At 65.6% G+C, this 18,909-nt stretch carries 20 protein-coding genes and 1 pseudogene; 6 read left to right on the forward strand and 15 right to left on the reverse strand.

The window, feature by feature from the left end; genetic code table 11:
• The first annotated feature begins 282 nt into the window (after positions 1 to 282).
• Entirely contained in the window at positions 283 to 843 is a 561-nt protein-coding gene (locus tag ACS0OT_RS10400) for a fasciclin domain-containing protein (protein WP_139727124.1), read from the forward strand.
• Between the two features lie 96 nt (positions 844 to 939).
• Here the strand turns inward: ACS0OT_RS10400 and ACS0OT_RS10405 are convergent, their stop codons facing one another.
• Positions 940 to 1,152, reverse strand: a complete 213-nt coding sequence (locus ACS0OT_RS10405) for a hypothetical protein (protein ID WP_005416609.1) — start codon at positions 1,150 to 1,152, stop codon at positions 940 to 942.
• A gap of 106 nt (positions 1,153 to 1,258) precedes the next feature.
• Positions 1,259 to 2,440: a serine hydrolase domain-containing protein gene (locus ACS0OT_RS10410; RefSeq protein ID WP_005416610.1), complete on the reverse strand. Its 1,182-nt coding sequence runs from the start codon at positions 2,438 to 2,440 to the stop codon at positions 1,259 to 1,261.
• A gap of 298 nt (positions 2,441 to 2,738) precedes the next feature.
• Between ACS0OT_RS10410 and ACS0OT_RS10415 the strand changes: the two genes are divergently transcribed.
• Positions 2,739 to 3,986, forward strand: coding sequence for an arsenic transporter (locus ACS0OT_RS10415; protein WP_442255791.1), 1,248 nt, complete (start codon positions 2,739 to 2,741; stop codon positions 3,984 to 3,986).
• A 24-nt stretch (positions 3,987 to 4,010) separates the two neighbouring features.
• Here ACS0OT_RS10415 and ACS0OT_RS10420 read toward each other — a convergent pair whose 3' ends face one another.
• The 5 genes from ACS0OT_RS10420 to ACS0OT_RS10440 form a co-directional block, all read right to left on the reverse strand.
• Positions 4,011 to 5,444: an OprO/OprP family phosphate-selective porin gene (locus tag ACS0OT_RS10420; protein WP_139727126.1), complete on the reverse strand. Its 1,434-nt coding sequence runs from the start codon at positions 5,442 to 5,444 to the stop codon at positions 4,011 to 4,013.
• A gap of 132 nt (positions 5,445 to 5,576) precedes the next feature.
• Positions 5,577 to 6,353, reverse strand: coding sequence for an ABC transporter permease (locus tag ACS0OT_RS10425; RefSeq protein WP_005409726.1), 777 nt, complete (start codon positions 6,351 to 6,353; stop codon positions 5,577 to 5,579).
• Positions 6,337 to 7,170 (reverse strand): ABC transporter ATP-binding protein, encoded by an 834-nt coding sequence (locus ACS0OT_RS10430; protein ID WP_005416613.1) that lies wholly within the window; start codon positions 7,168 to 7,170, stop codon positions 6,337 to 6,339. Before ACS0OT_RS10430 ends, ACS0OT_RS10425 begins: the two co-directional genes overlap by 17 nt.
• Positions 7,171 to 7,184: 14 nt before the next feature.
• On the reverse strand, positions 7,185 to 8,243 hold the full coding sequence (locus ACS0OT_RS10435) for an ABC transporter substrate-binding protein (RefSeq protein ID WP_139727127.1): 1,059 nt from the start codon (positions 8,241 to 8,243) through the stop codon (positions 7,185 to 7,187).
• Positions 8,244 to 8,318: 75 nt separating this feature from the next.
• Entirely contained in the window at positions 8,319 to 9,440 is a 1,122-nt protein-coding gene (locus tag ACS0OT_RS10440) for a 4-oxalomesaconate tautomerase (protein ID WP_053496568.1), read from the reverse strand.
• 109 nt (positions 9,441 to 9,549) lie between these two features.
• On the opposite strand from ACS0OT_RS10440, the gene ACS0OT_RS10445 reads away from it, so the two are divergent.
• Positions 9,550 to 10,452, forward strand: a complete 903-nt coding sequence (locus ACS0OT_RS10445) for a LysR family transcriptional regulator (RefSeq protein WP_053496567.1) — start codon at positions 9,550 to 9,552, stop codon at positions 10,450 to 10,452.
• A 309-nt stretch (positions 10,453 to 10,761) separates the two neighbouring features.
• On the opposite strand, the pseudogene ACS0OT_RS10450 reads toward ACS0OT_RS10445, so the two are convergent.
• The 6 genes and pseudogenes from ACS0OT_RS10450 to ACS0OT_RS10475 form a co-directional block, all read right to left on the reverse strand.
• Positions 10,762 to 10,969 (reverse strand): annotated as a pseudogene (locus tag ACS0OT_RS10450) (hypothetical protein); the annotation flags it as partial.
• A gap of 44 nt (positions 10,970 to 11,013) precedes the next feature.
• On the reverse strand, positions 11,014 to 11,484 hold the full coding sequence (locus ACS0OT_RS10455; RefSeq protein WP_065177789.1) for a hypothetical protein: 471 nt from the start codon (positions 11,482 to 11,484) through the stop codon (positions 11,014 to 11,016).
• A gap of 113 nt (positions 11,485 to 11,597) precedes the next feature.
• Positions 11,598 to 11,975, reverse strand: a complete 378-nt coding sequence (locus ACS0OT_RS10460) for a hypothetical protein (RefSeq protein ID WP_139727129.1) — start codon at positions 11,973 to 11,975, stop codon at positions 11,598 to 11,600.
• A 108-nt stretch (positions 11,976 to 12,083) separates the two neighbouring features.
• On the reverse strand, positions 12,084 to 12,611 hold the full coding sequence (locus ACS0OT_RS10465; RefSeq protein WP_139727130.1) for a DUF6622 family protein: 528 nt from the start codon (positions 12,609 to 12,611) through the stop codon (positions 12,084 to 12,086).
• Positions 12,612 to 12,699: 88 nt separating this feature from the next.
• On the reverse strand, positions 12,700 to 13,584 hold the full coding sequence (locus tag ACS0OT_RS10470) for a methylenetetrahydrofolate reductase (protein ID WP_262220008.1): 885 nt from the start codon (positions 13,582 to 13,584) through the stop codon (positions 12,700 to 12,702).
• Entirely contained in the window at positions 13,584 to 14,498 is a 915-nt protein-coding gene (locus ACS0OT_RS10475; protein ID WP_188218354.1) for a LysR family transcriptional regulator, read from the reverse strand. Before ACS0OT_RS10475 ends, ACS0OT_RS10470 begins: the two co-directional genes overlap by 1 nt.
• 75 nt (positions 14,499 to 14,573) lie before the next feature.
• On the opposite strand from ACS0OT_RS10475, the gene msuE reads away from it, so the two are divergent.
• Genes msuE through ACS0OT_RS10490 form a run of 3 tightly spaced genes read left to right on the forward strand, consistent with a single transcriptional unit; the run spans position 14,574 to position 17,274 of the window.
• A complete protein-coding gene (msuE, locus tag ACS0OT_RS10480) occupies positions 14,574 to 15,167 on the forward strand; it encodes an FMN reductase (RefSeq protein WP_065177785.1) in 594 nt (197 codons plus the stop codon).
• Between the two features lie 55 nt (positions 15,168 to 15,222).
• The gene (locus ACS0OT_RS10485; RefSeq protein WP_329843757.1) at positions 15,223 to 16,200 is read left to right on the forward strand and encodes a DUF1852 domain-containing protein; all 978 of its coding nucleotides are present in this window, start codon (positions 15,223 to 15,225) and stop codon (positions 16,198 to 16,200) included.
• Between the two features lie 39 nt (positions 16,201 to 16,239).
• On the forward strand, positions 16,240 to 17,274 hold the full coding sequence (locus ACS0OT_RS10490) for a methionine synthase (protein WP_442255792.1): 1,035 nt from the start codon (positions 16,240 to 16,242) through the stop codon (positions 17,272 to 17,274).
• Here the strand turns inward: ACS0OT_RS10490 and ACS0OT_RS10495 are convergent.
• Positions 17,231 to 17,866, reverse strand: coding sequence for a hypothetical protein (locus ACS0OT_RS10495; RefSeq protein WP_329953344.1), 636 nt, complete (start codon positions 17,864 to 17,866; stop codon positions 17,231 to 17,233). The genes ACS0OT_RS10490 and ACS0OT_RS10495 overlap by 44 nt on opposite strands.
• Positions 17,867 to 17,944: 78 nt before the next feature.
• Positions 17,945 to 18,748 (reverse strand): S1 family peptidase, encoded by an 804-nt coding sequence (locus ACS0OT_RS10500; protein WP_164229174.1) that lies wholly within the window; start codon positions 18,746 to 18,748, stop codon positions 17,945 to 17,947.
• Positions 18,749 to 18,909: the final 161 nt, after the last annotated feature.

Raw genomic sequence — 18,909 nt, forward strand, 5'->3', positions numbered from 1 at the left:
TGCTCGGGCACGCCGCGACTTACACTTGCTTTTCAAGCCTGCCAGGACAAACACGCGGCAAAGAAGGCAGCCTCCCGGACCCTGGATCCCCGTCCGACTGGTAGCGCTACCATCGCGTTGCAGCGGAGAGTAATCACCGAGGTTCGCCGTTGTCACCATGCAGCGCAGCAAAACCGCCTGCGGGCCAAACAGCTGATGACTCGGCCGTTGCTGCATCCGGTCACGCTCACCCGACGTAGGAAAAATGCCCGCACTTGCGGGTCATCCAGAAAGGAACGCACCGTGAACGCTCTTCAGCGCATCGCCGCCGCAGTCGGCTTCGCCGTACTCGTTTCGTCCGGCTCCTCGGTTTTCGCCGCCAACACCGTCATCGTGGGCGGGGCAGAAATGTACCCCGCCAGGACCATCGTCGAGAACGCCGTCAATTCCAAGGATCACACCACGCTGGTTGCAGCGGTCAAAGCAGCCGGCCTGGTCGACACCCTCAACGGCGCCGGGCCCTTCACTGTTTTCGCGCCCACCAATGCGGCCTTCGAAAAGCTGCCTGCAGGCACTGTCGAGACACTGGTGAAGCCTGAAAACAAGGCACAGCTGACCCGGATCCTGACCTACCACGTCGTCCCGGGCAACTACAGTTCCGCCCAGCTTCTGGCCGATGCCCGCAAGCACAGCGGCAAGGCCACCCTGAAGACCGTGCAGGGTGAGCCTCTCACCGTGGCGCTCCACGATGGCAAGCTCTGGCTCATCGACGCAAAGGGTGGAAAGGCAGGCATCAGCATTGCAGATGTCGGCCAGTCCAACGGCGTCATCCACGTGGTCGACACCGTGCTGATGCCCAAGTAAGCGGCCTCACGCAACGGGCATCCGGCGCGATGCCCGTTGCCCGGGCCGGTCATCCCGACGTCACCATGCGGATCCCTGCCCGGCATGGCGTCGTGGCTACCACTCCGGCCCGAGCAGCTTGGTCACCTCGGCCTCCAGTTTCTGCGCGGCCTCATCCTGGGAGGCGACCTTGATGCTCAGCCCCGACTGCGCCGGCCCCGGCACCAGCTGGTAGCGGTTGATGGTACCGCCACCGTCGCCGTCCAGCGCTACCCGCGCCACTACCGTGCGGCCATTGGCGTGGAAGGTCCAGTCCTGATAATCAAACATGCTTCAGTAGGTGTGCGGCCAAGATGTCATCCCACTTTTAGCGGCACGGCAGTGAAGAACGCTCCAGGAGGATGTTCAGAGCGCGTGGACATGATGACGACAGGGCCTATTGCAGTGTCCGCGCCAACTGCAGGACATCGGCGAAGAAGGAGGGATAGTCGTCCTGTGGAGCGCTGTGGGTCTCGCGCCGGTGAACCAGACGCACGGCGACCACGCGCTGTTCCGGGACGATCATCAGGTATTGGCCCAGGTAGCCGTTGGCGGCAAAGCCGACGACCGGTCCCCGTGAGATGTCGTAGAGATCGGCGAGCTTCAGGCCGCGCGCGGAGATCTGGCTGCCGTAGCGCTGGGACCAGTCCGCGCCCAGCTGATTGGCGAGGAAGGCGACCAGTGCGCTGCGGCTTTCGAATACTCGCCCTGCGCTGGCCTGCAGTGCGCGCTGTACGTCGTCATCCACGCCCCTTTTCACCAGCAGATCCCGTAGCCGGGGCTTGAGCTGGTACCGTTCCCAGGCCGGTATCCGCCACCACAGCAGCCCAACATCTGGCGCACGGGCGCTTTCGGTCGTCATCAACGCGACCGACTGCTCACTCAGGAGACGCCTGCCATCCGGTGCCACGCCTCCGTCCAGCAACAGTTGCCCGATGGCGGCAAGATCGGCCGCGCGCAGGGACAGCCCGGCCATGCCCAGCGGGGTGCCTGCCTCATCCTTCATCCAGGTGTAGTGGGCAATGCCCAGGGGCTTGAACAGCCGCGCGTCCAGATACGCGTCCACAGGCTCGCCTGCCAGGCGCTCGACAATGCCGGGCAGCAGGTTGGTAGCCTTGTTGTTGTAGGAGAACACGTTGCCCGGGTCATCGCTCAGCTCGGCAGCCAGTGCCAGCTTGACCAGGTCCGGGGCCCCTTCCAGCTCTTCGCCCGCGTTCGCCACGTTCTGCAGGCCCGAGGTATGGTCCAGCAGCATGCGCACGGTAATGGCGCTCTTCCTGCCCTGCTTCCATTCGGGATAGATCCGGCTGACCGGCGTATCGATCGAAGCCAGCTTTCCTTCGTCCAGCAGCAATGCAATGGCCAGCGCGACGACCGACTTGGTGGCCGACATCAGGTGAACGGATTCCTGCCCGGCGGCGGGCTTCAGCTCAAGCAGCGTCTCCCGCTCATGCATCACCAGGACCGCATCGGAATGCGCGGCGCGTGCATTGCGCTCAATCGCGGCAAGGGCATCGGCACGTGTCGCCGCTTGGCTGGGCCCGGCGATGCCGAACACCAGGGCCAGGGCGCAGGACAACCAGCAGGATCTTGGCATCGCAATCTCGTCCAATGGGTGTGTGCGTAGATTGACTACATGTGTAGTCACGCTGCAGTGCCTGAAGTCATGGCGCGCTTGAGTGCTGAACGTGGGCTGGGCGCCGCCCCCCGGCCCACCTGCAACGCGGTCGACGGCAGCGGTCGCCAAGCCGCGCCGCACGGTATGATGCGGCGACCCGGAACCTGCGATGATTTGCAGCGGCCGCCCATCCGCTGATCGCGCGCGCCAGGCCCCACCTGCGCCGGGGTCGCTGCAGGTGCCGCTGAAGCCCCACTCCATGCTCGCCCCCCAAGCCCCCCTCGTGATCTGGGCAGCGGTCGCCGTTGCCACCCTCGGTCTGCTGTTCCGTCCTTTGCGCATCCCCGAATATGTGTGGGCGTTGGGCGCTGCCGCCCTGTTGCCGTTGCTGGGCGCGGTGTCGCTGCATACCGCATGGGGTGCGGTGGCCGAAGGCCGCGACGTCTACCTGTTCCTGGTCGGCATGATGATGCTGGCCGAACTGGCGCGGCGCGAAGGCCTGTTCGATTGGGTCGCGTTGTACGCGGTGCGGCATGCGGGCGGATCCGGGCGACGCCTGTTCGACCTGGTGTTCCTGGTCGGCACGCTGGTGACGGTGTTCCTGTCCAACGATGCAACGGCCGTAGTGCTGACGCCGGCGGTCTACGCTGCCTGCAAGGCGGCGCGCGCCAATCCCCTGCCCTACCTGTTCGTCTGTGCATTCATTGCCAATGCGGCCAGCTTCGTGCTGCCCATTTCCAATCCGGCCAACCTGGTGGTGTACGGCCAGCACCTGCCGCCGCTGCTGCAATGGCTGGCGCAGTTCGCGCTGCCGTCGGCGGCGGCGATCGGTGCCACCTATCTGGTCCTGCGCTGGGTGCACCGGCGCGAGATCGCCCAGCCGCTGGTGGCCGCGCCGGCGCATCGCCCGTTGACCGACGGCGGCCGACTGAGCGCACTGGGCGTGCTGTTCACCGGCACCGTGTTGCTGGTCACGTCCGCCTTGAACGGGCCATTGGGCCTGACCACGTTCTGTGCGGGCACGCTGAGTGTGGCCGTGGTGGCGATCCGCCAGAGGCGCAGCCCGCTGCCACTGCTGCGACACGTGTCCTGGGGCGTGCTGCCGCTGGTGGCGGGACTGTTCGTGCTGGTGGAAGCGGTGGCGCAGACCGGTGTCATCCAGAGCGCGGCCAGCGCGCTGCAGGCCGTGGCGCAGGCGTCTCCACGCCAGGCCAGCTGGCTGGCCGGTGGCGCGGCTGCGCTGCTGAGCAACGTGGCCAACAATCTGCCGGTCGGCCTGGCCGCCGGTTCGCTCGGGCAGATGGCCGACCTGCAGGCGCAGACCCGTGCCGCATTGCTGGTCGGCGTGGATCTGGGACCCAACCTGTCGGTCACCGGTTCGCTGGCGACGATGCTGTGGCTGGTGGCGCTGCGCCGCGAGGGCGAGCATGTCAGCGCGCTCGACTTCCTGCGCGTCGGCGCGCTGGTGATGCCGCCGGCGTTGATCGGAGCACTGCTGCTGCTCTGATCGGCGCACGAGCGGCATGCGCTTCTAGAAGGCCACCTGCAGGCGGGTGTTGAAGGTGGTGCCTTCATCCCTGCCCTGGCCGGTGCCGCTGCGGTTGCGGGTCTGCCAACGGATCGCCTCGAACATCACGCGGCTGAAATCGTTGAGATACCAGTTCGCACCCAGCGTCCACGCGTGGCCGGTACCGCCACTGGGCAGCTCGGCATAGTCCACATCCTCGTAGCGCCCCTTCAGTTCCCATGCCCCGGCACCGCCGCGGGTGACAGGATCGGCCACCTTGACCCGGCCCCAGGTGCCGGCCTTGCCCGAATAGGCCGGCCTTGCACCGGCCAGGAACCAGCCAGCCGAGATCGCCCAGGCCTGGTGGTCCAGATCGTAGCGCCCGCTGGCGTCGGCCCCGCGCAGGTTGCGCGTACCCCATTCGCCGGTCGCCCAGGCCGGCCCGAAGAAGCCTGCCAGTTCCGCGCCATAGGCCGTGCTGCGCTCGGCGCCCAGCAGTGTGCCCGGCGCGATCTTGACCAGGTCGTTGAAGTGCCCGGCGATGGCCGAACTGCGGACGACGCCGCTGGCGCCTGCGGCGATCTCCTCGTGGAAGGCCCAGGCCCCCAGGTGCACCGTGACCGTATCATTGGCCACCGGGTTCCAATGCACGCGCGTGGCCCAGGTCTGGCTGTCGTTGTCGGTGCCGGCGTTGTTGAGATCGTTGCCGGCCACCGACAGGCTGGCATGCCAGTCCTTGCCGTACACGCGCTCGGTCAGGCCGACACCGAACAGCCCGCGCTGCGGCAGCATCAGCGTGCCGACCACGTTGCGGTCCTGGAACGGCGTGTTGGAAGTGCTGCTGGAGCCGTCGATACCCCGGTCGTTGAGGCGGTTGCCCACGGTCAGGTCGGCCGGCAGCCCGAACAGGCGGTGGTCCACGGTGGCGTAGACCGACTTCCACGCCACCGCGTTGTCGGCGAAGTCACCTTCCACCGCCCAGCCGAGGATGCCATAGCGGCCTTCGGCGCCCAGCCGCACCGAGCGGATCTCGGTACCGGAGATGTTGCGGTCACTCACTGACGATCCGTCTGTGCTGGATGCGTCGACGAACAGGCGCCCGCGCGGACGGAACGCCACGCTGCCATCGGCACTGCTGAACTCCGGTGCGCCCTTGGACCAGGTGACCTTGGGCGCCTTGGCCTGGCTGGATTCCAGTGCGGCGACGCGGGTGTCCAGCGCGGGGCCCTGCGTTGCGGGCACAGCACCGGCGGTGCTGTGCCCGCCCTCCACGGCACGCAGGCGCGCCTCCAACTGCTGGATCTGCAGCGCCTGCTGCTGCACCAGGCGTGAGAGTTCGGCCTGGCTCAGTGGTGCGGGCAGCGAAGACGTGGACTGGGCGCCAGCATGGCCACTGGCCAACAGCAGGCCGAGCGCGACCGACAGCGCTGCCAGCGGCAGCACGGTGGAATGGTTCATGGACTCTCTCCGGCCAGCCGGCCCCCTGGCCCGGCGCTGGCCTGTTGCGGTGGTGCGGGGGAAGATCGGGGGAGGAAGCGCGCGCCGCCGGATCGGCCCGGCGGCGCGGCAGGCGGGCTCAGCCCGGCCCGGTCAGCTGGTGGCCTGGGCCTGGGCGTTGGGACGCCAGGTGATCAGCTTGTTCTCGACCACGTCCAGCAGCGCGTCGATGACCAGCACGAAGGCGGCAAGGATGATGATGCCGGCAAACACACCGACGGCGTTGAAGTTGCCTTCTGCCTGCGCGATCAGGTAGCCCAGGCCCGCCGAGGCGCCGAGGTACTCACCGATGATCGCGCCGACCACGGCGAAGCCCACCGAGGTGCGCAGCGAGGACAGGATCCAGCTGGCCGCTGCCGGGAAGTAGACATGGCGTAGCAGGTCGCTGCGGCTTGCGCCCAGGATGCGGGCATTGGCCAGCACCACCGGATTCACCTCGCGTACGCCCTGCATGGCATTGAAGAACGTGGTGAAGAACACCAGGGTGACCGCCAGCGCCACCTTCGACCACAGGCCCAGCCCCAGCCACAACACGAAAATCGGGGCCAGCACCACGCGCGGAATTGCGTTGAAGCCTTTGATGAAGGGATCGAGGATGCGCGCCGAGCGGCGGCTCAGGCCCAGCCAGACACCGCCGGCCACGCCGAGGCCGGTGCCGATGATGTAGCCCAGCGCGGTTTCGGTCAGCGTGATGTAGACGTGCTGGTAGAACGAGGTATCGGACAGCCAGGTCCAGGCCTGCTGCACGATCGCCGTTGGCGATGGGAAGAAGAACGGATCGATCACGCCCAGCGCGATGCCGCCCTCCCAGCCGCCGAACACGGCCACAACCAGGGCCAGTTGGATGAACTTGTCAGTCTTGGCGTGCATAGCTCTTCTCCACTTCGCCGCGCAGGCAGGCCCAGATGTCGCGGTACAGGTCGGTGAAACGGTCATCCAGCTTGATTTCGGCCACGTTCCGCGGCCGTTCCAGATCCACGTCGAAACTGCGCACGACACGGCTGGCCGGGCCGGAGGACAGCACCACCACGCGGTCGCCCAGGGCGATCGCTTCTTCCAGATCGTGGGTGATCAGGATCACCGAGCGCCGGTCCTCCTGCCACAGGCGCAGCAGCTCGTTCTGCATCAGGTGCCGGGTGTGGATGTCCAGCGCCGAGAACGGCTCATCCATCAGGATCACCTTCGGCTCGACGATCAACGCCTGCGCCATCTGCACGCGCTTGCGCTGGCCACCGGACAGCTGGTGGGGGTAGCGATGCTCGAAACCGGCCAGGCCGACCTTGGCCAGCCACGCGTTGGCCTTGGCCTTGCGTTCGGCTTCGGGCACGCCACGGAAACGCAGGCCGAGCTCAACGTTCTGGTACGCGGTCTTCCACGGCAGCAGCGCGTCCTGCTGGAACAGGTAGCCCACCGACTCCTGAACGCCGCTGACCGCACGGCCGTCGATGCTGACCTGGCCGGACGACGGCTTCAGCAGGCCCGCCACGGAATTGAGGATGGTGCTCTTGCCGCAGCCGGTTGGCCCAACGATGGCAAGGAACTCGCCATCACCTACCTGGATGTCGACATCACGAACGGCGGTGAATTCGCCGAAGGACATGGTCACCTTGTTGAGCGCGACCATGGTCTGTGCAGGCTCCAGCTGCGGTGCGCCATTGAGCTGGCGCACGGTGGCATTGAGGGCCATGGGGTTACCTCCGCTTACGGTTGGGCAGCCGGCGCCGCGGCGTTGGCACGCTCGACGAAGGCATTGGTGTAGGTGCGGGACAGATCGATGTCGGCCTTGGCCACGTCCGTATTGAACTCGCGCAGCACCTTCAACGGCGTTTCCAGATCAGCCGGCGTGAAATGACCGTCGCGGGTGAAGATTGCGCGGGCGTTCTCCACTGCGCGGGCATAGGTGGCGCGGTCGCCGGAGACGTAGCTGTCCGGCAGCGCCGCAACGATGTCTTCAGCACTGTTGTCGGCAATGAACTTCAATGCCATCTGCTCGGCGCGGGCGATCTTCTCGGCCGCTTCGGGGCGCTTGTCCAGGAAGCTCTGGTTGGCGTACATCACCGAGGTTGGATAGAGGCCGCCATAGACCTGGCGGGCGCCGTCGTCGCTGCGCGCGTCGAGGAGGATCCTGCCGACCTTGCGTTCGGTGATCAGGGTGGCGGCAGGATCGTAGTTGACCAGCAGGTCGATCTTGCCCTGCTCCAGCGCGGCTACCGCTGCGGCGCCCGAGCCGACGCCGATCAACGAGATGCTGTCAGCCGGAATATCGTGCTGGGCGAGGAAGTGACGGACGAAGAAATCCGACGATGAGCCCGGTGCGGTAATGCCGACCTTCTGGCCCTTGATGGTCTCCGGGCCGGCCGGATCGAAGGTGGCATCCTCGCGGCCGGCCATCACCAGGCCGGAGTTGCGCGAGAGCAGCACGAAGGCCACCACGTCCTTGCCCTTGGCCTGCATCTGGATGGTGTGGTCGTAGAAGCCGACGGCCACGTCGGTGGAATTGGCCACCAGCGCCTGCAATACCTTGGAGCCGCCCTGGGCGAAGTTCTCGGTCTTCACCTGCAGGCCGACGTCCTTGAAGTACCCCTTGGCGTCGGCGATGAAGAACGGCAGGTTGTTGAGGTTGTAGGAGCCGACGCTGATGCGTACCGGTGCATTGTCACCACCGCCGGCGGATGCGCCTTCGGTGCGCCCGCTGTTGCTGCATCCGGCCGCGGCCAGACCAGCCGCGCACAGCGCGGCCATCAAGAACTGCTTGTACATCATCCCTCCCAGGAGTGAAGCATCTACGTTGTAATGGCGGGCATGCGCACCTGCGCCGGCCCGTCCGGGTTCAGATCATGCCGCTGACGTCCATTGGCGGGCTTGGGTGGAACCGGCCACGGCAAGTGCTGGCGTGGTGGCAAACACGCGGCCCTCGAACAGGCGGCGTGCGGTGCGCACGACGCTGGCAACGACCGGCGCATCCTGCGAGCTGCGACTGAGGCCCACCTCCAGGGCCCCGCTCGGATGTTCGAGGGTAATGCTGCCGGGAACGGACAGGCATCCGACCAAAGTGTGGGCCAGCGTGCCCGGCGTAACGGCGGCGGTGGCCAGGCCAACCGCGCCGGTAATGGCCAGCGCGGTGTGGCATTGATGCGGCATGAAATAGCGCACCTGCAGATCGCCCCCATGTTGCGGCGCCGACAGCAGCACCGGCTTCGGAATGACCTTGTTGCCGGCGTCGGCGATGCCCATGCGGGCGCCTGCCTCGATGCGCAGCGCTTCCAGCCGGCGCATGAATACCGCGTCCGCGTTCAGTTCGGCGGGCGGGGCATCGCCGCGCACGCCCAGGTCTTCGGCACGTACCAGCATCATCGGCATCGCGCAGTCCACCAGGCTGACCGGCACGCCATCGATGGTCTCCTGCGCGTGCCCGCTGGGCAGCAGCTTGCCGGTGCGGGCACCTGCCGCATCAAGGAAGGAGAGCCTGACCGGCGAGGCCGAGCCCGGCGCGCCGGCAATGCGCGTATCACCGCGGTAGACCACATTGCCGCCCGGCGTTTCCACCGTGGCGATGATCAGCTTGCCGGTGTTGACGTTGTGGATGCGCACCTCGGTCTGCGGATCCTGCGCCTGCACCAGCCCACGCTCGATGGCATACGGGCCTACGGCCGCCAGCATGTTGCCGCAGTTCGGCGAGGTATCCACCACCTGCTGCTCTACCCGTACCTGGGCGAACAGGTAATCGACATCGGCGTCCGGACGGCTGGAGCGGTCGATGATCGCCACCTTGCTGGTCAGCGCGTTGCCACCGCCGATGCCGTCGATCTGCAACGGATGGCCCGAGCCCATCACTTCCAGCAGCAGGCGATCGCGTTCAGCGATGTCCATCGGAAGGTCGCTGGCCAGGAAGAACGGGCCCTTGGAGGTACCGCCGCGCATGAGCACGCAGGGAATGCTGAGCAGATCGTTGGACATACGTGTGCTAGATTGATGCGTATAGGGAATGAATGACCCCTCTGTGATTCGATACTGGCATGACCGCAATTGATCTGTGAATTGCTGATTTTCGGATGATTGATACCCAATGAGCATCAATTGCGAAATCCTGGATCTGCGTGCGTTCCTGCTGGTCTCGGAGACCCGCAGCTTCCATCGCGCCGCGGAAATCCTGCACGTCTCCCAGCCAGCACTCAGCCGGCGGATCCAGAAGCTGGAGCAGGCCGTGGGTTCGCCACTGCTGGAGCGCACCACGCGCAGCGTCAGTACCACCGCTGTCGGCGAGAACCTGCTGCCGCTGGTACGCCGCATGCTGGAGGAATTCGATGGCTCGCTGTTCTCACTGCGCGGCCGGGAGGACACCCGCGGCGCCACCGTGACCATCGCGTGCCTGCCGACGGCGGCGTTCTACTTCCTGCCCAGCGTGATGGCGCGTTTCCACGAAGCGCACCCGAACGTGCGCTTCCGCATCCTGGATATTCCGGCGACGGAGGGTCTGCAGGCAGTGGAACGTGGTGAAGTCGAGTTCGGCATCAACTTCATGGGCGCCAACGATCCGAATCTCGATTTCGACGTGCTCGCTGAAGATCCATTCGTGCTGGCATGCCGCCGCGATCATCCTCTGGCACGCAAGCGCAAGGTGGAATGGGCCGACCTGGCCGAGCACCAGCTGATCACCGTGCATCGCACCAGCGGTAACCGCACGCTGCTGGATGGTGCGCTGGCGCGCGAGAACCTCAAGTTGAGCTGGCACTATGAAGTGACGCACCTGTCGACGTCACTGGGCATGGTCGAGGCCGGTATCGGCGTGTCGGTGCTACCGAAGATGGCCACGCCGGACGGGGATCACCCCACCCTGGTGACACGCGCGATCGGCAATCCTGTGGTATCGCGCACGATCGGGATCGTCCGTCGCCGGGGCGCCCTGCTCTCGCCCACGGCGGAGCGCTTTCTGCAGATGCTGATGAGCCAGTGGCGCGGGACCGTCTAAGGCGCTGGACATCTGGCTGGGCTGCTGCGCAGGCTGGGCTTCCGCCATGCACCCTGCCTGATCACCGATGCGTCGGACAGCGACCTGTCCGACGTGCCGTTGCCCGCGGCGGTCAAACAGGATCGGCTGTTCTATCTGGGTGCTTGGCGGCCACCGCTGTTCAAGGACTACCTGGATCCCCGCCTGACCTGCACCGTGCCGGTCACCCGCAAGCACTATGCGCTCAGGGCCAAGCTTGATCTGCAGAGGATCACGATACCCGCTCTCTAGCGACAGCCGCTTTCGCGTGAAGTGGCCATGTTGGTGGAACTGGTTGGCCGGGTAGGCGCCTGCGCGCGAGTACATCATGCGCACCAGGCTGGACAGCGTGGTCACGCTACCCCACCGATGATCGCGCATTGCTGGCACCGCGCGGTTGCTGCAGAGCCACCGCCGGTGGCGGCCCATCGGTGGCATCGACGTCGGGCACGCCCACCTGGTCGATCAGGCGGCGTGCATAGGGTGCGGCGGATTCGAAGTCAGGAGATCAATGCGTTTGGCGCACTTCAATCGCCCCTGGATTCAATGGCACTGCTGCGCGACATCGATGCCGTCTCGATGCTTCATGATGAGCGCCTCCAGCCCCGAGGGCTCTCCAGAAATCGGGCCGGGCTTGCCGGGCTGACCCTCCGGGATCAGTCTCGATATCGTCTGATCCTGAAACTTGGCAATGCCTGGCGCACGTCGGTCTGCGTATCCAAAGATATCGAGGGTGAGCAGGTCATGCCCGTTCTCGACCAGGAGTAATGGAACCTCTCTGCACCGAAGTTCGAACACGCTCGATTGCGGGGGGCCTGCTTCGATGGCAATGCCTTTCGATGCGTTCGCCCGAGCGAAGGCGATCGCATCGTCGCGAAGCATCTTGAATGTTTCTGGTGGAAGTGAGCGGAATGTTCTGAGCTCAGATTCGAGAGAGGTTGGATACGTTATCCAAACGATTCCTGCCGCAACCACCAGGCCCAGGAACATGAGGGAAGAGATCAGAATCTTCATCTTGGAGCCTTCATTTAACCTGTCTGACCCTTGGACTTTGCGGATTCGCAACCTTCCGCCCCAGCCGGTGGACAGCAGCTTCCGTGCGTTGCCGCGCCTACAGAACGCCCTCGTCACGAAGCCACGAAGATCGACGCAATACCCGCGAGCGATCCCACGGCCACCCACGAGAGCGTGGCGAATGCAACCAGCAACACCTTCCGGTGGACGACCTGCGCTTCGTTCCGGGACTCCGGCCGCCGCGCATAGGGCCTGGAGAAACCCAGCAGTTCGCCAGTGACTGTCAGCGCCCCCATCAGGATCAGCGCGGTTACGCAGAAGCCGAACATGGCGCTGATGAAGGCCAAATACCGGGTATCACCGATAGCCGGCTGCGTCCCGGCCAGCGCCTCCACAAGTTGCCCCGTCCACCGTGCGGGCAGCCAGGCCAGGGCGGCGACAATGCTGAAGTGACTGACCACGTTGATCCAGAACCAGGATGTGGTCTTCATGACGTCAGCGTTTCCGGTGGTGGCCAGTGGCGGGCATCGTGACGCCTGCGCCAGCGCCGCACAACCCTGCCTGGGGCCGCGGGCCAGCGGCCGGCACGCCTCGGACAATCAGCCTGCGGTTTCCAGCCCCTTGCCCGCCGCATCCATCCGCAGCGAGCCCAGGTACCGGCAGTATTTGCCCACGAAGATGCCAGTGAACCCGCCCGTCAGCAGCAGGTAGGCGGCACTGAAGCCGGCATGGGCGGACAGCGACGGCGACACCGCAAATGCGACTTCGAAGCCGTACTTCACCAGGAAGGTGGCCAGCAGCAGCGGCAGCAGGCTGAAGTCCGCGCTGCGCCAGAGCTTGCCGGTGCTGCGGTCCAGCGTCAGCTTCAATCGATTCAACAGCAGCCAGGCAAGCGTCGCGCCCGTGGCGATGCCGGCCAGCCATTCGCTCCAGGCGCTCAGCGAAGCGCCGAAGCGATGACTGACCGACCACGCACCCCAGACGGCGAACAAGGCGGGTACGATCGCAAGCTTCTGCAGCGAGGTCTCGGCCGGCTTCATGGCGGCGATGCCACGGGTGATCAGGAAGGCCAGGAGCAGCCACACCCAGATTGGCGTCTGCGAGGCGAGGTGCTGGAGCATGTTCATGAGCGGTCCCCTTGGTGAGTGGTGGCGAGGCGCCCTCGCCTTGGCGCTCACTATTCGCTTCCGCCCGGGTTGCAGCCAGTGACAGCTGTCAGCCTTCGGGGATTACGCTGCGGGCACTGGAAATGCGCCGCCGGTACCGCGCCATCCACTCCAGCGACGGCGCAACACCGCCGAACGGGAAGAAATGCGGGCTGACCGGGCCATGGGCGCTGGTCAGCCCCTTCACCAGTCGATCGACGAACACCTCCGGCCCCGCCGTGCCGAGCAGCCGGCCGATCGAGATGCCATACCGGGCCAGCATCGATGCACTGGCGCCTACGCCGCACATCGCGGCGTATCGCAGCAGCCGGGTGATGCTGGCTGGACCCGGCACACCGACCAGCACCGGAACCGCGATGCCACGCGTGCGCAGTGCATCCAGCCAGGTCAGCACGGTATCGGCATCGAAGGCGAACTGGGTGACGACCAAGGGGGCCATGCCACGTGCTTCGATGGCCTGGCATTTACCCTCCAGCGCCTGCCAGCGTTCTTCACTGCGCATTGCCGGATGCCCTTCCGGGTGCCCGCCGATAGCAACGACCTTGATGCCGCATTGCTCCAGAACACCGGTCTGGATGATCGAAGCACTGTCGGCAAACGGTCCGGCAGGTGTGGCCAGGTCACCCGCGACCAGCAGGCAACGCGCGACCCCGGCTTCGCCGGCAGCACGCTCCAGGAAGCGCTCAAGCGCTGCGTTCGAGCCGATGCGGCGGGCAGAGAGATGCGGCATCGGTTCGAATCCGAGCGCGCGCACCGTGTGCGCGGCGGCCAGGCGGGTGTCGTCATCCTCGCTGGCCAGGTAGGGAATGGAGATGACCGTACCGCGCGGGATCCGATCCGCCTCGGCGCACAGCGCGGGCATGGCCTTCGCACTGACTTCCAGTGAAAAGGCGTTGATGAACGCGTCCGCCCGCAGTGACAGGCCTGCCGGCATCAACGCGCTCCGCCCACATTGCCGGCAAGCGGCGAGCTGTTACGGGCCAGTTCGATGAAGGCCTGCAGGTAGTCGATGCCGGTATCGGCCTCGCGCGCACCCAGATAGATCTGCTTGGGAATGCCCTTGGCGCCCAGGCGCACCGGCACCACGTCCATGCGCGCGGCGTACTCCTCCACCAGCCAGCGCGGCATGGCGGCCACGCCGCGGCCGCTGGCCACCATCTGCATCATGATGTCGGTGGTTTCGATGGCCTTGTGGCGCCGCGGGGTGATGCCGGCCGGCAGCAGGAACTGGTTGTAGATGTCCAGGCGCTCGAACGGCACCGGGTAGCTGATCAGCACTTCCTGGCTGAGCTGGCGCGGCTTTACGTGGTCGACCTTGGCCAGGGCGTGGTTGCTGGCCACCACCAGCACCTGCTCGTAGTCGAACACCGGGATGAACTTCAGGCCCGGCTTCAGCAGTGGATCGGGCGTGACCAGCAGGTCGATCTCGTAGCCGAACAGCGCGCCGATGCCGCCGAACTGGAACTTCTGCTTGACGTCCACATCCACGTCCGGCCACGCGGCCAGGTACGGCGAGACGATCTTCAGCAGCCACTGGTAACAGGGGTGGCATTCCATGCCGATGCGCAGCGCGCCGCGCTCGCCCTGGGCAAACTGGCGCAGGCGCTCCTCGGCCAGGTCCAGCTGCGGCAGCACCCGGTTGGCGACTGCCAGCAGATATTGCCCGGCCTGGGTCAGCCGCAGGCTGCGGCCTTCGCGCAGCCAGACATCGGTACCCAGCTGCTGCTCCAGCTTCTTCATGCTGTGGCTGAGCGCCGACTGGGTCAGGTTGAGCACGCCGGCAGCAGCGGTGAGCGAGCCCTGCTGCTCGACCTGCTGCACGATGCTGAGGTGGATCCGCTCCAACATTAAGATGAATCTCACTCATGGATAGGTGAAGTAATACCATTTTACGTCATGGAAAGGCATGACTAGGATCGGGTCATGCCTTCATCCCAACGCCCCCTCCGTATCGTCGCCGTTTCCGGTGGACTGCAGCGCCCCTCCCGGGCCGCCACCCTCGCCGAGCACCTGCTGGGCCTGATCGGCGAGAACATGCGCAGCGAACAGCAGCTGATCGAACTCGGCGAACTGGCGCCGCAGCTGGCCGGTGCGCTGTGGCGTTCGCAGCTCCCGGAGGTTGTCGAGCGCCAGCTGGTGGCCGTCGAACGGGCCGATGTCCTCGTGGTGAGCACGCCGGTCTATCGCGGCTCCTACACAGGGCTGTTCAAGCACTTCTTCGACTTCATCGACCAGGACGCGCTGGTCGATACCCCCATCCTGCTGGCCGCGACCGGCGGCAGTGACCGCCATGCACTGGTGATCGATCACCAGCTGCGGCCGCTCTTCAGCTTCTTCCAGGCCCGCACCCTGCCCCTGGGCGTGTATGCCACCGACCGCGATTTCACCGAGGGGCACGTGCACAACGAAGCGCTGATCCAGCGCGCACGACTGGCGGTGCAGCGCGCAATGCCGCTGCTTGCGCTGTCCCATCGTGGCGCGCCAGTCGCCGCCGCCGAGGCCATCGAAGCCCTTTGAAGCCAGATGCCGCCGACCTGCATCTGGATGTCACCCCGCAAACGGAACGCCGCCCATGACGAACGACGCCTTCACCTTCAGCATCACGCGCATCCCCTTCAACGAGGATTACCAGCCGGCCGAAGGCACGCGCATCACCACCAACTTCGCCAACCTGGCGCGCGGTGCGTCCCGGCAGGAAAACCTGCGCAACACCATCCGCATGATCAACAACCGCTTCAATGATCTGGCGCATTGGGACAACCCAAGCGCCGATCGCTACGCGGTCGAGCTGGACATCATCTCGGTGGAGATGCACATCGATGGCAACGCGGGCAGCGACCCCTTTCCCTTGATAGAAGTGCTGCGCCCGACCATTGTCGACACGCACACCGGCGCACGCACCGAAGGCATCGTCGGCAACAACTTCTCGTCCTATGTCCGTGACTACGACTTCAGCGTGGTGCTTCCGGCCAGCAACGAAGGCAAGGACACCTTCGGCATTCCGGAGGGCTTTGGCGACCTGCATGGCAAGCTGTTCAAGCACTTCCTGGAGTCTGACGCCTACCGCGCCAACTTCAGCAAGGGACCGGTGATCTGCATCAGCGTTTCCAGCAGCAAGACCTACCACCGCACCGAGAACCACCATCCGATCCTGGGCGTGGAATACCGCCAGGGCGAGTCCTCCCCCACTGACCAGTATTTCGACAAGATGGGCCTGCAGGTGCGCTACTTCATGCCACCGGGCAGCGTGGCGCCGCTTGCCTTCTACTTCCAGGGCGACCTGCTGGGAGACTACTCGAACCTGGAACTGATCGGCACCATCAGCACGATGGAAGCTTTCCAGAAGATCTACCGCCCGGAGATCTACAACGCCAACTCCGTGGCCGGCAAGGTCTACCAGCCCAGCCTGAAGCACCAGGACTATTCGTCCACCCGCATCGTCTACGACCGCGAAGAGCGCAGCCAGCTGGCGGTCAAGCAGGGCAGGTTCACCGAAGAACACTTCATCAAGCCATACCGCGCCGTGCTTGAGCAGTGGGCCGCCCGCTGATTCATCGATTTCCCATTCGCCCCCAGGACACACCACACGATGCCGACGAAGACGCTGCTCCCCACCTCCACCGCAGGCAGCCTGCCCAAACCCTCCTGGCTGGCAGAGCCCGAGAAGCTCTGGTCACCCTGGAAGCTGCAGGACGAAGGCCTGATCGAGGGCAAGCAGGACGCCCTGCGCCTGTCCCTGCAGGAACAGCAGCATGCCGGCATTGATATCGTCAGTGACGGCGAGCAGACCCGCCAGCACTTCGTCACCACCTTCATCGAGCATCTCAGCGGCGTCGACTTCGAGAAGCGCGAAACCGTGCGCATCCGCAACCGCTACGATGCCAGCGTGCCGACCGTGGTTGGCGCCGTGAGCCGCCCCAAGCCGGTATTCGTCGAGGATGCGAAGTTCCTGCGCCGCCAGACCACGCAGCCGATCAAGTGGGCGCTGCCCGGCCCGATGACGATGATCGACACGCTGTACGACGCGCACTACAAGAGCCGCGAAAAGCTGGCCTGGGAGTTCGCGAAGATCCTCAACGAGGAAGCGAAGGAGCTGGAGGCCGCCGGCGTTGACATCATCCAGTTCGATGAACCGGCCTTCAATGTGTTCTTCGACGAAGTGAATGATTGGGGCGTAGCCGCACTGGAGCGCGCGATCGAAGGGCTGAAGTGCGAGACGGCGGTACACATCTGCTACGGCTACGGCATCAAGGCCAACACCGACTGGAAGCAGACCCTGGGGTCGGAATGGCGCCAGTACGAGGAGTCGTTCCCGAAGCTGAAGGCCTCCAACCTCGACATCATCTCGCTGGAATGCCACAACTCCCACGTGCCGATCGACCTGATCGAGCTGGTGCGCGGCAAGAAAGTGATGGTGGGTGCCATCGACGTGGCCTCCAGCACGGTGGAGACCGCCGATGAAGTAGCCAGCACCCTGCGCAAGGCGCTGCAGTTCGTGGACGCCGACAAGCTCTACCCGAGCACCAACTGCGGCATGGCGCCGCTGGCGCGCGATGTGGCCAGGGGCAAGCTGCGCGCGCTCAGCGCGGGGGCGAGGATCGTGCGCGAGGAACTCTCGGCATAAGCCTGGCCGGGGAGGCATTGCCGTTGGAATTCCGGCTTGACCGAGCCTGCCCGGGTATCGACCAGGCTCCACCTCGCCCCTGCAGCTCCGGCCGGGTCTTCATCGCGGGCTGTCGCGGCGCCAGTGCCTGTTTGATCCGTACCACCTCACCCGCCCCGGCCTCGGCCAGGCGGCGGGCCTGCTGCCGTTGTTCCCGCGAAAGTGCGGGCGACGGCGCAGCGCTTGTTTCCGGCGCCACGTCCACCAGGCGTGCCACCGCCTCGCGCAGCCGCAGCTGTGGGCAGAGCCGCGCGGCACACCAGCGCTCGGCGTAGCGCCTGGCCTGTCGCACATTCGTGGCGGCCACCACCTTGGTCTGGGACATCTTGCGTGCGTCCAGGTACACCCGGAACCCGAGCACGGCATGCGGCACGATGTTGGCCACGGAACGCCCGTTCCACCACAGGTCCCAACGCTCGCCGCTCTGCACCCAGCCGGAGGGCCGGGTGACCGTCATGAACTCTGGAAGATCGAAGGGAGAACTCATGCAGGGAAGGATACGAGCGCCCGTCGCACCGGCTGAGATCCGCGCCGTGTGCTTGTTCTTGACCATGAATCGTTAAGGCGCGCTTCCCTCCGCTATGCCTGCTCCGCGCCGTCGCGCCAGGGGCACAAGAACTGAAGTTTCGCGTCACGCATCGATGATGCTTTCGATCCAATCGATGTAGCGGGACACGCGCACGTTGTAGACCACCTGCCCGTAGAAACCCGCCTCCAGCGCATGCTCGGGAACGGCGGTGATCCAGGAACCGAGGCCCACCAGCTGCCAGGCCCCATCTTTCCTGATCACCAGCGGGCCACCGCTATCGCCGTTGCCGAGCACGCCTTCAAGGGGAAGGCCCTGCGGAGGCGGATCGAAACGGTACCAGAGATAACGCGCGTTGCCGCCGGTGATCGCGTTGCAGGCCCGACGCAGGGTCGTACGATGTGACCCGCCGGGTACCAGTCCAGTCGCACCGTTGCCGGTGGCGCCCTTCCCTATCAGGGCGGCGACCTGCGTGACCTCGTCGGCGCCACGGTAGAGTGCGACCGGCGGAACATCGCTCACCGGTGCGGCAAGTTTGATCAATGCAATGTCATCGGACGCCGCCAGAAACGCGTGGATTTTCGACGCACTCCCCGTTGCCATGGCTTCCTCGCCCAGCGCCTCGGGCATCCTGCGGTAGCCGGGATGCAGGAAGACACGCTCGACGCCGTAGCTCTTCCCATCGAGGGTGATGGTGGCGCCCATCCCCTCCATCGGTGCGGCATGCGCTGCGGTCAGCACCCAGCGCGGTGCGATCAGGACGCCGTGCCCCTCGCCTGGCATGTCCGCCAGTGCCGGGAACACCGATGCGTCGATCTGGTACCTGGCATCGTCAACATCATCGCGGATGACCACGGCACCGGCAGCGAACGGGAGCGTGGCCAATGCCAGGAGAATCCAGCGGTTCATGATGACCTTCATCCTCGTCTTCGATCAGACCAGCCTAGCCGAACATATCCAGCATGGGGATGTCGTACGACCAGACCCTGGCACGGGTCGATGAAGCGGCAGAATCGGGCCATGAAACCCACGATGCTGCACGAGCCGCCCTGCGCATCAACACAGGAGCG

This window comes from Stenotrophomonas maltophilia group sp. RY12688 (genome assembly GCF_052149045.1).
GTDB lineage: Bacteria > Pseudomonadota > Gammaproteobacteria > Xanthomonadales > Xanthomonadaceae > Stenotrophomonas > Stenotrophomonas sepilia.

Bases quoted from the DNA above. Each gene is read 5' to 3' on its own strand.
- ACS0OT_RS10495 (WP_329953344.1), bottom strand. From the start codon at position 17,866: ATGGTCAAGAACAAGCACACGGCGCGGATCTCAGCCGGTGCGACGGGC.
- ACS0OT_RS10445 (WP_053496567.1), top strand. From the start codon at position 9,550: ATGAGCATCAATTGCGAAATCCTGGATCTGCGTGCGTTCCTGCTGGTC.
- ACS0OT_RS10420 (WP_139727126.1), bottom strand. From the start codon at position 5,444: ATGAACCATTCCACCGTGCTGCCGCTGGCAGCGCTGTCGGTCGCGCTC.
- ACS0OT_RS10465 (WP_139727130.1), bottom strand. From the start codon at position 12,611: ATGAACATGCTCCAGCACCTCGCCTCGCAGACGCCAATCTGGGTGTGG.
- ACS0OT_RS10430 (WP_005416613.1), bottom strand. From the start codon at position 7,170: ATGGCCCTCAATGCCACCGTGCGCCAGCTCAATGGCGCACCGCAGCTG.
- ACS0OT_RS10440 (WP_053496568.1), bottom strand. From the start codon at position 9,440: ATGTCCAACGATCTGCTCAGCATTCCCTGCGTGCTCATGCGCGGCGGT.
- ACS0OT_RS10405 (WP_005416609.1), bottom strand. From the start codon at position 1,152: ATGTTTGATTATCAGGACTGGACCTTCCACGCCAATGGCCGCACGGTA.
- ACS0OT_RS10500 (WP_164229174.1), bottom strand. From the start codon at position 18,748: ATGAACCGCTGGATTCTCCTGGCATTGGCCACGCTCCCGTTCGCTGCC.
- msuE (WP_065177785.1), top strand. From the start codon at position 14,574: ATGCCTTCATCCCAACGCCCCCTCCGTATCGTCGCCGTTTCCGGTGGA.
- ACS0OT_RS10490 (WP_442255792.1), top strand. From the start codon at position 16,240: ATGCCGACGAAGACGCTGCTCCCCACCTCCACCGCAGGCAGCCTGCCC.
- ACS0OT_RS10435 (WP_139727127.1), bottom strand. From the start codon at position 8,243: ATGTACAAGCAGTTCTTGATGGCCGCGCTGTGCGCGGCTGGTCTGGCC.
- ACS0OT_RS10460 (WP_139727129.1), bottom strand. From the start codon at position 11,975: ATGAAGACCACATCCTGGTTCTGGATCAACGTGGTCAGTCACTTCAGC.
- ACS0OT_RS10475 (WP_188218354.1), bottom strand. From the start codon at position 14,498: ATGTTGGAGCGGATCCACCTCAGCATCGTGCAGCAGGTCGAGCAGCAG.
- ACS0OT_RS10425 (WP_005409726.1), bottom strand. From the start codon at position 6,353: ATGCACGCCAAGACTGACAAGTTCATCCAACTGGCCCTGGTTGTGGCC.
- ACS0OT_RS10470 (WP_262220008.1), bottom strand. From the start codon at position 13,584: ATGCCGGCAGGCCTGTCACTGCGGGCGGACGCGTTCATCAACGCCTTT.
- ACS0OT_RS10415 (WP_442255791.1), top strand. From the start codon at position 2,739: ATGCTCGCCCCCCAAGCCCCCCTCGTGATCTGGGCAGCGGTCGCCGTT.
- ACS0OT_RS10485 (WP_329843757.1), top strand. From the start codon at position 15,223: ATGACGAACGACGCCTTCACCTTCAGCATCACGCGCATCCCCTTCAAC.
- ACS0OT_RS10455 (WP_065177789.1), bottom strand. From the start codon at position 11,484: ATGAAGATTCTGATCTCTTCCCTCATGTTCCTGGGCCTGGTGGTTGCG.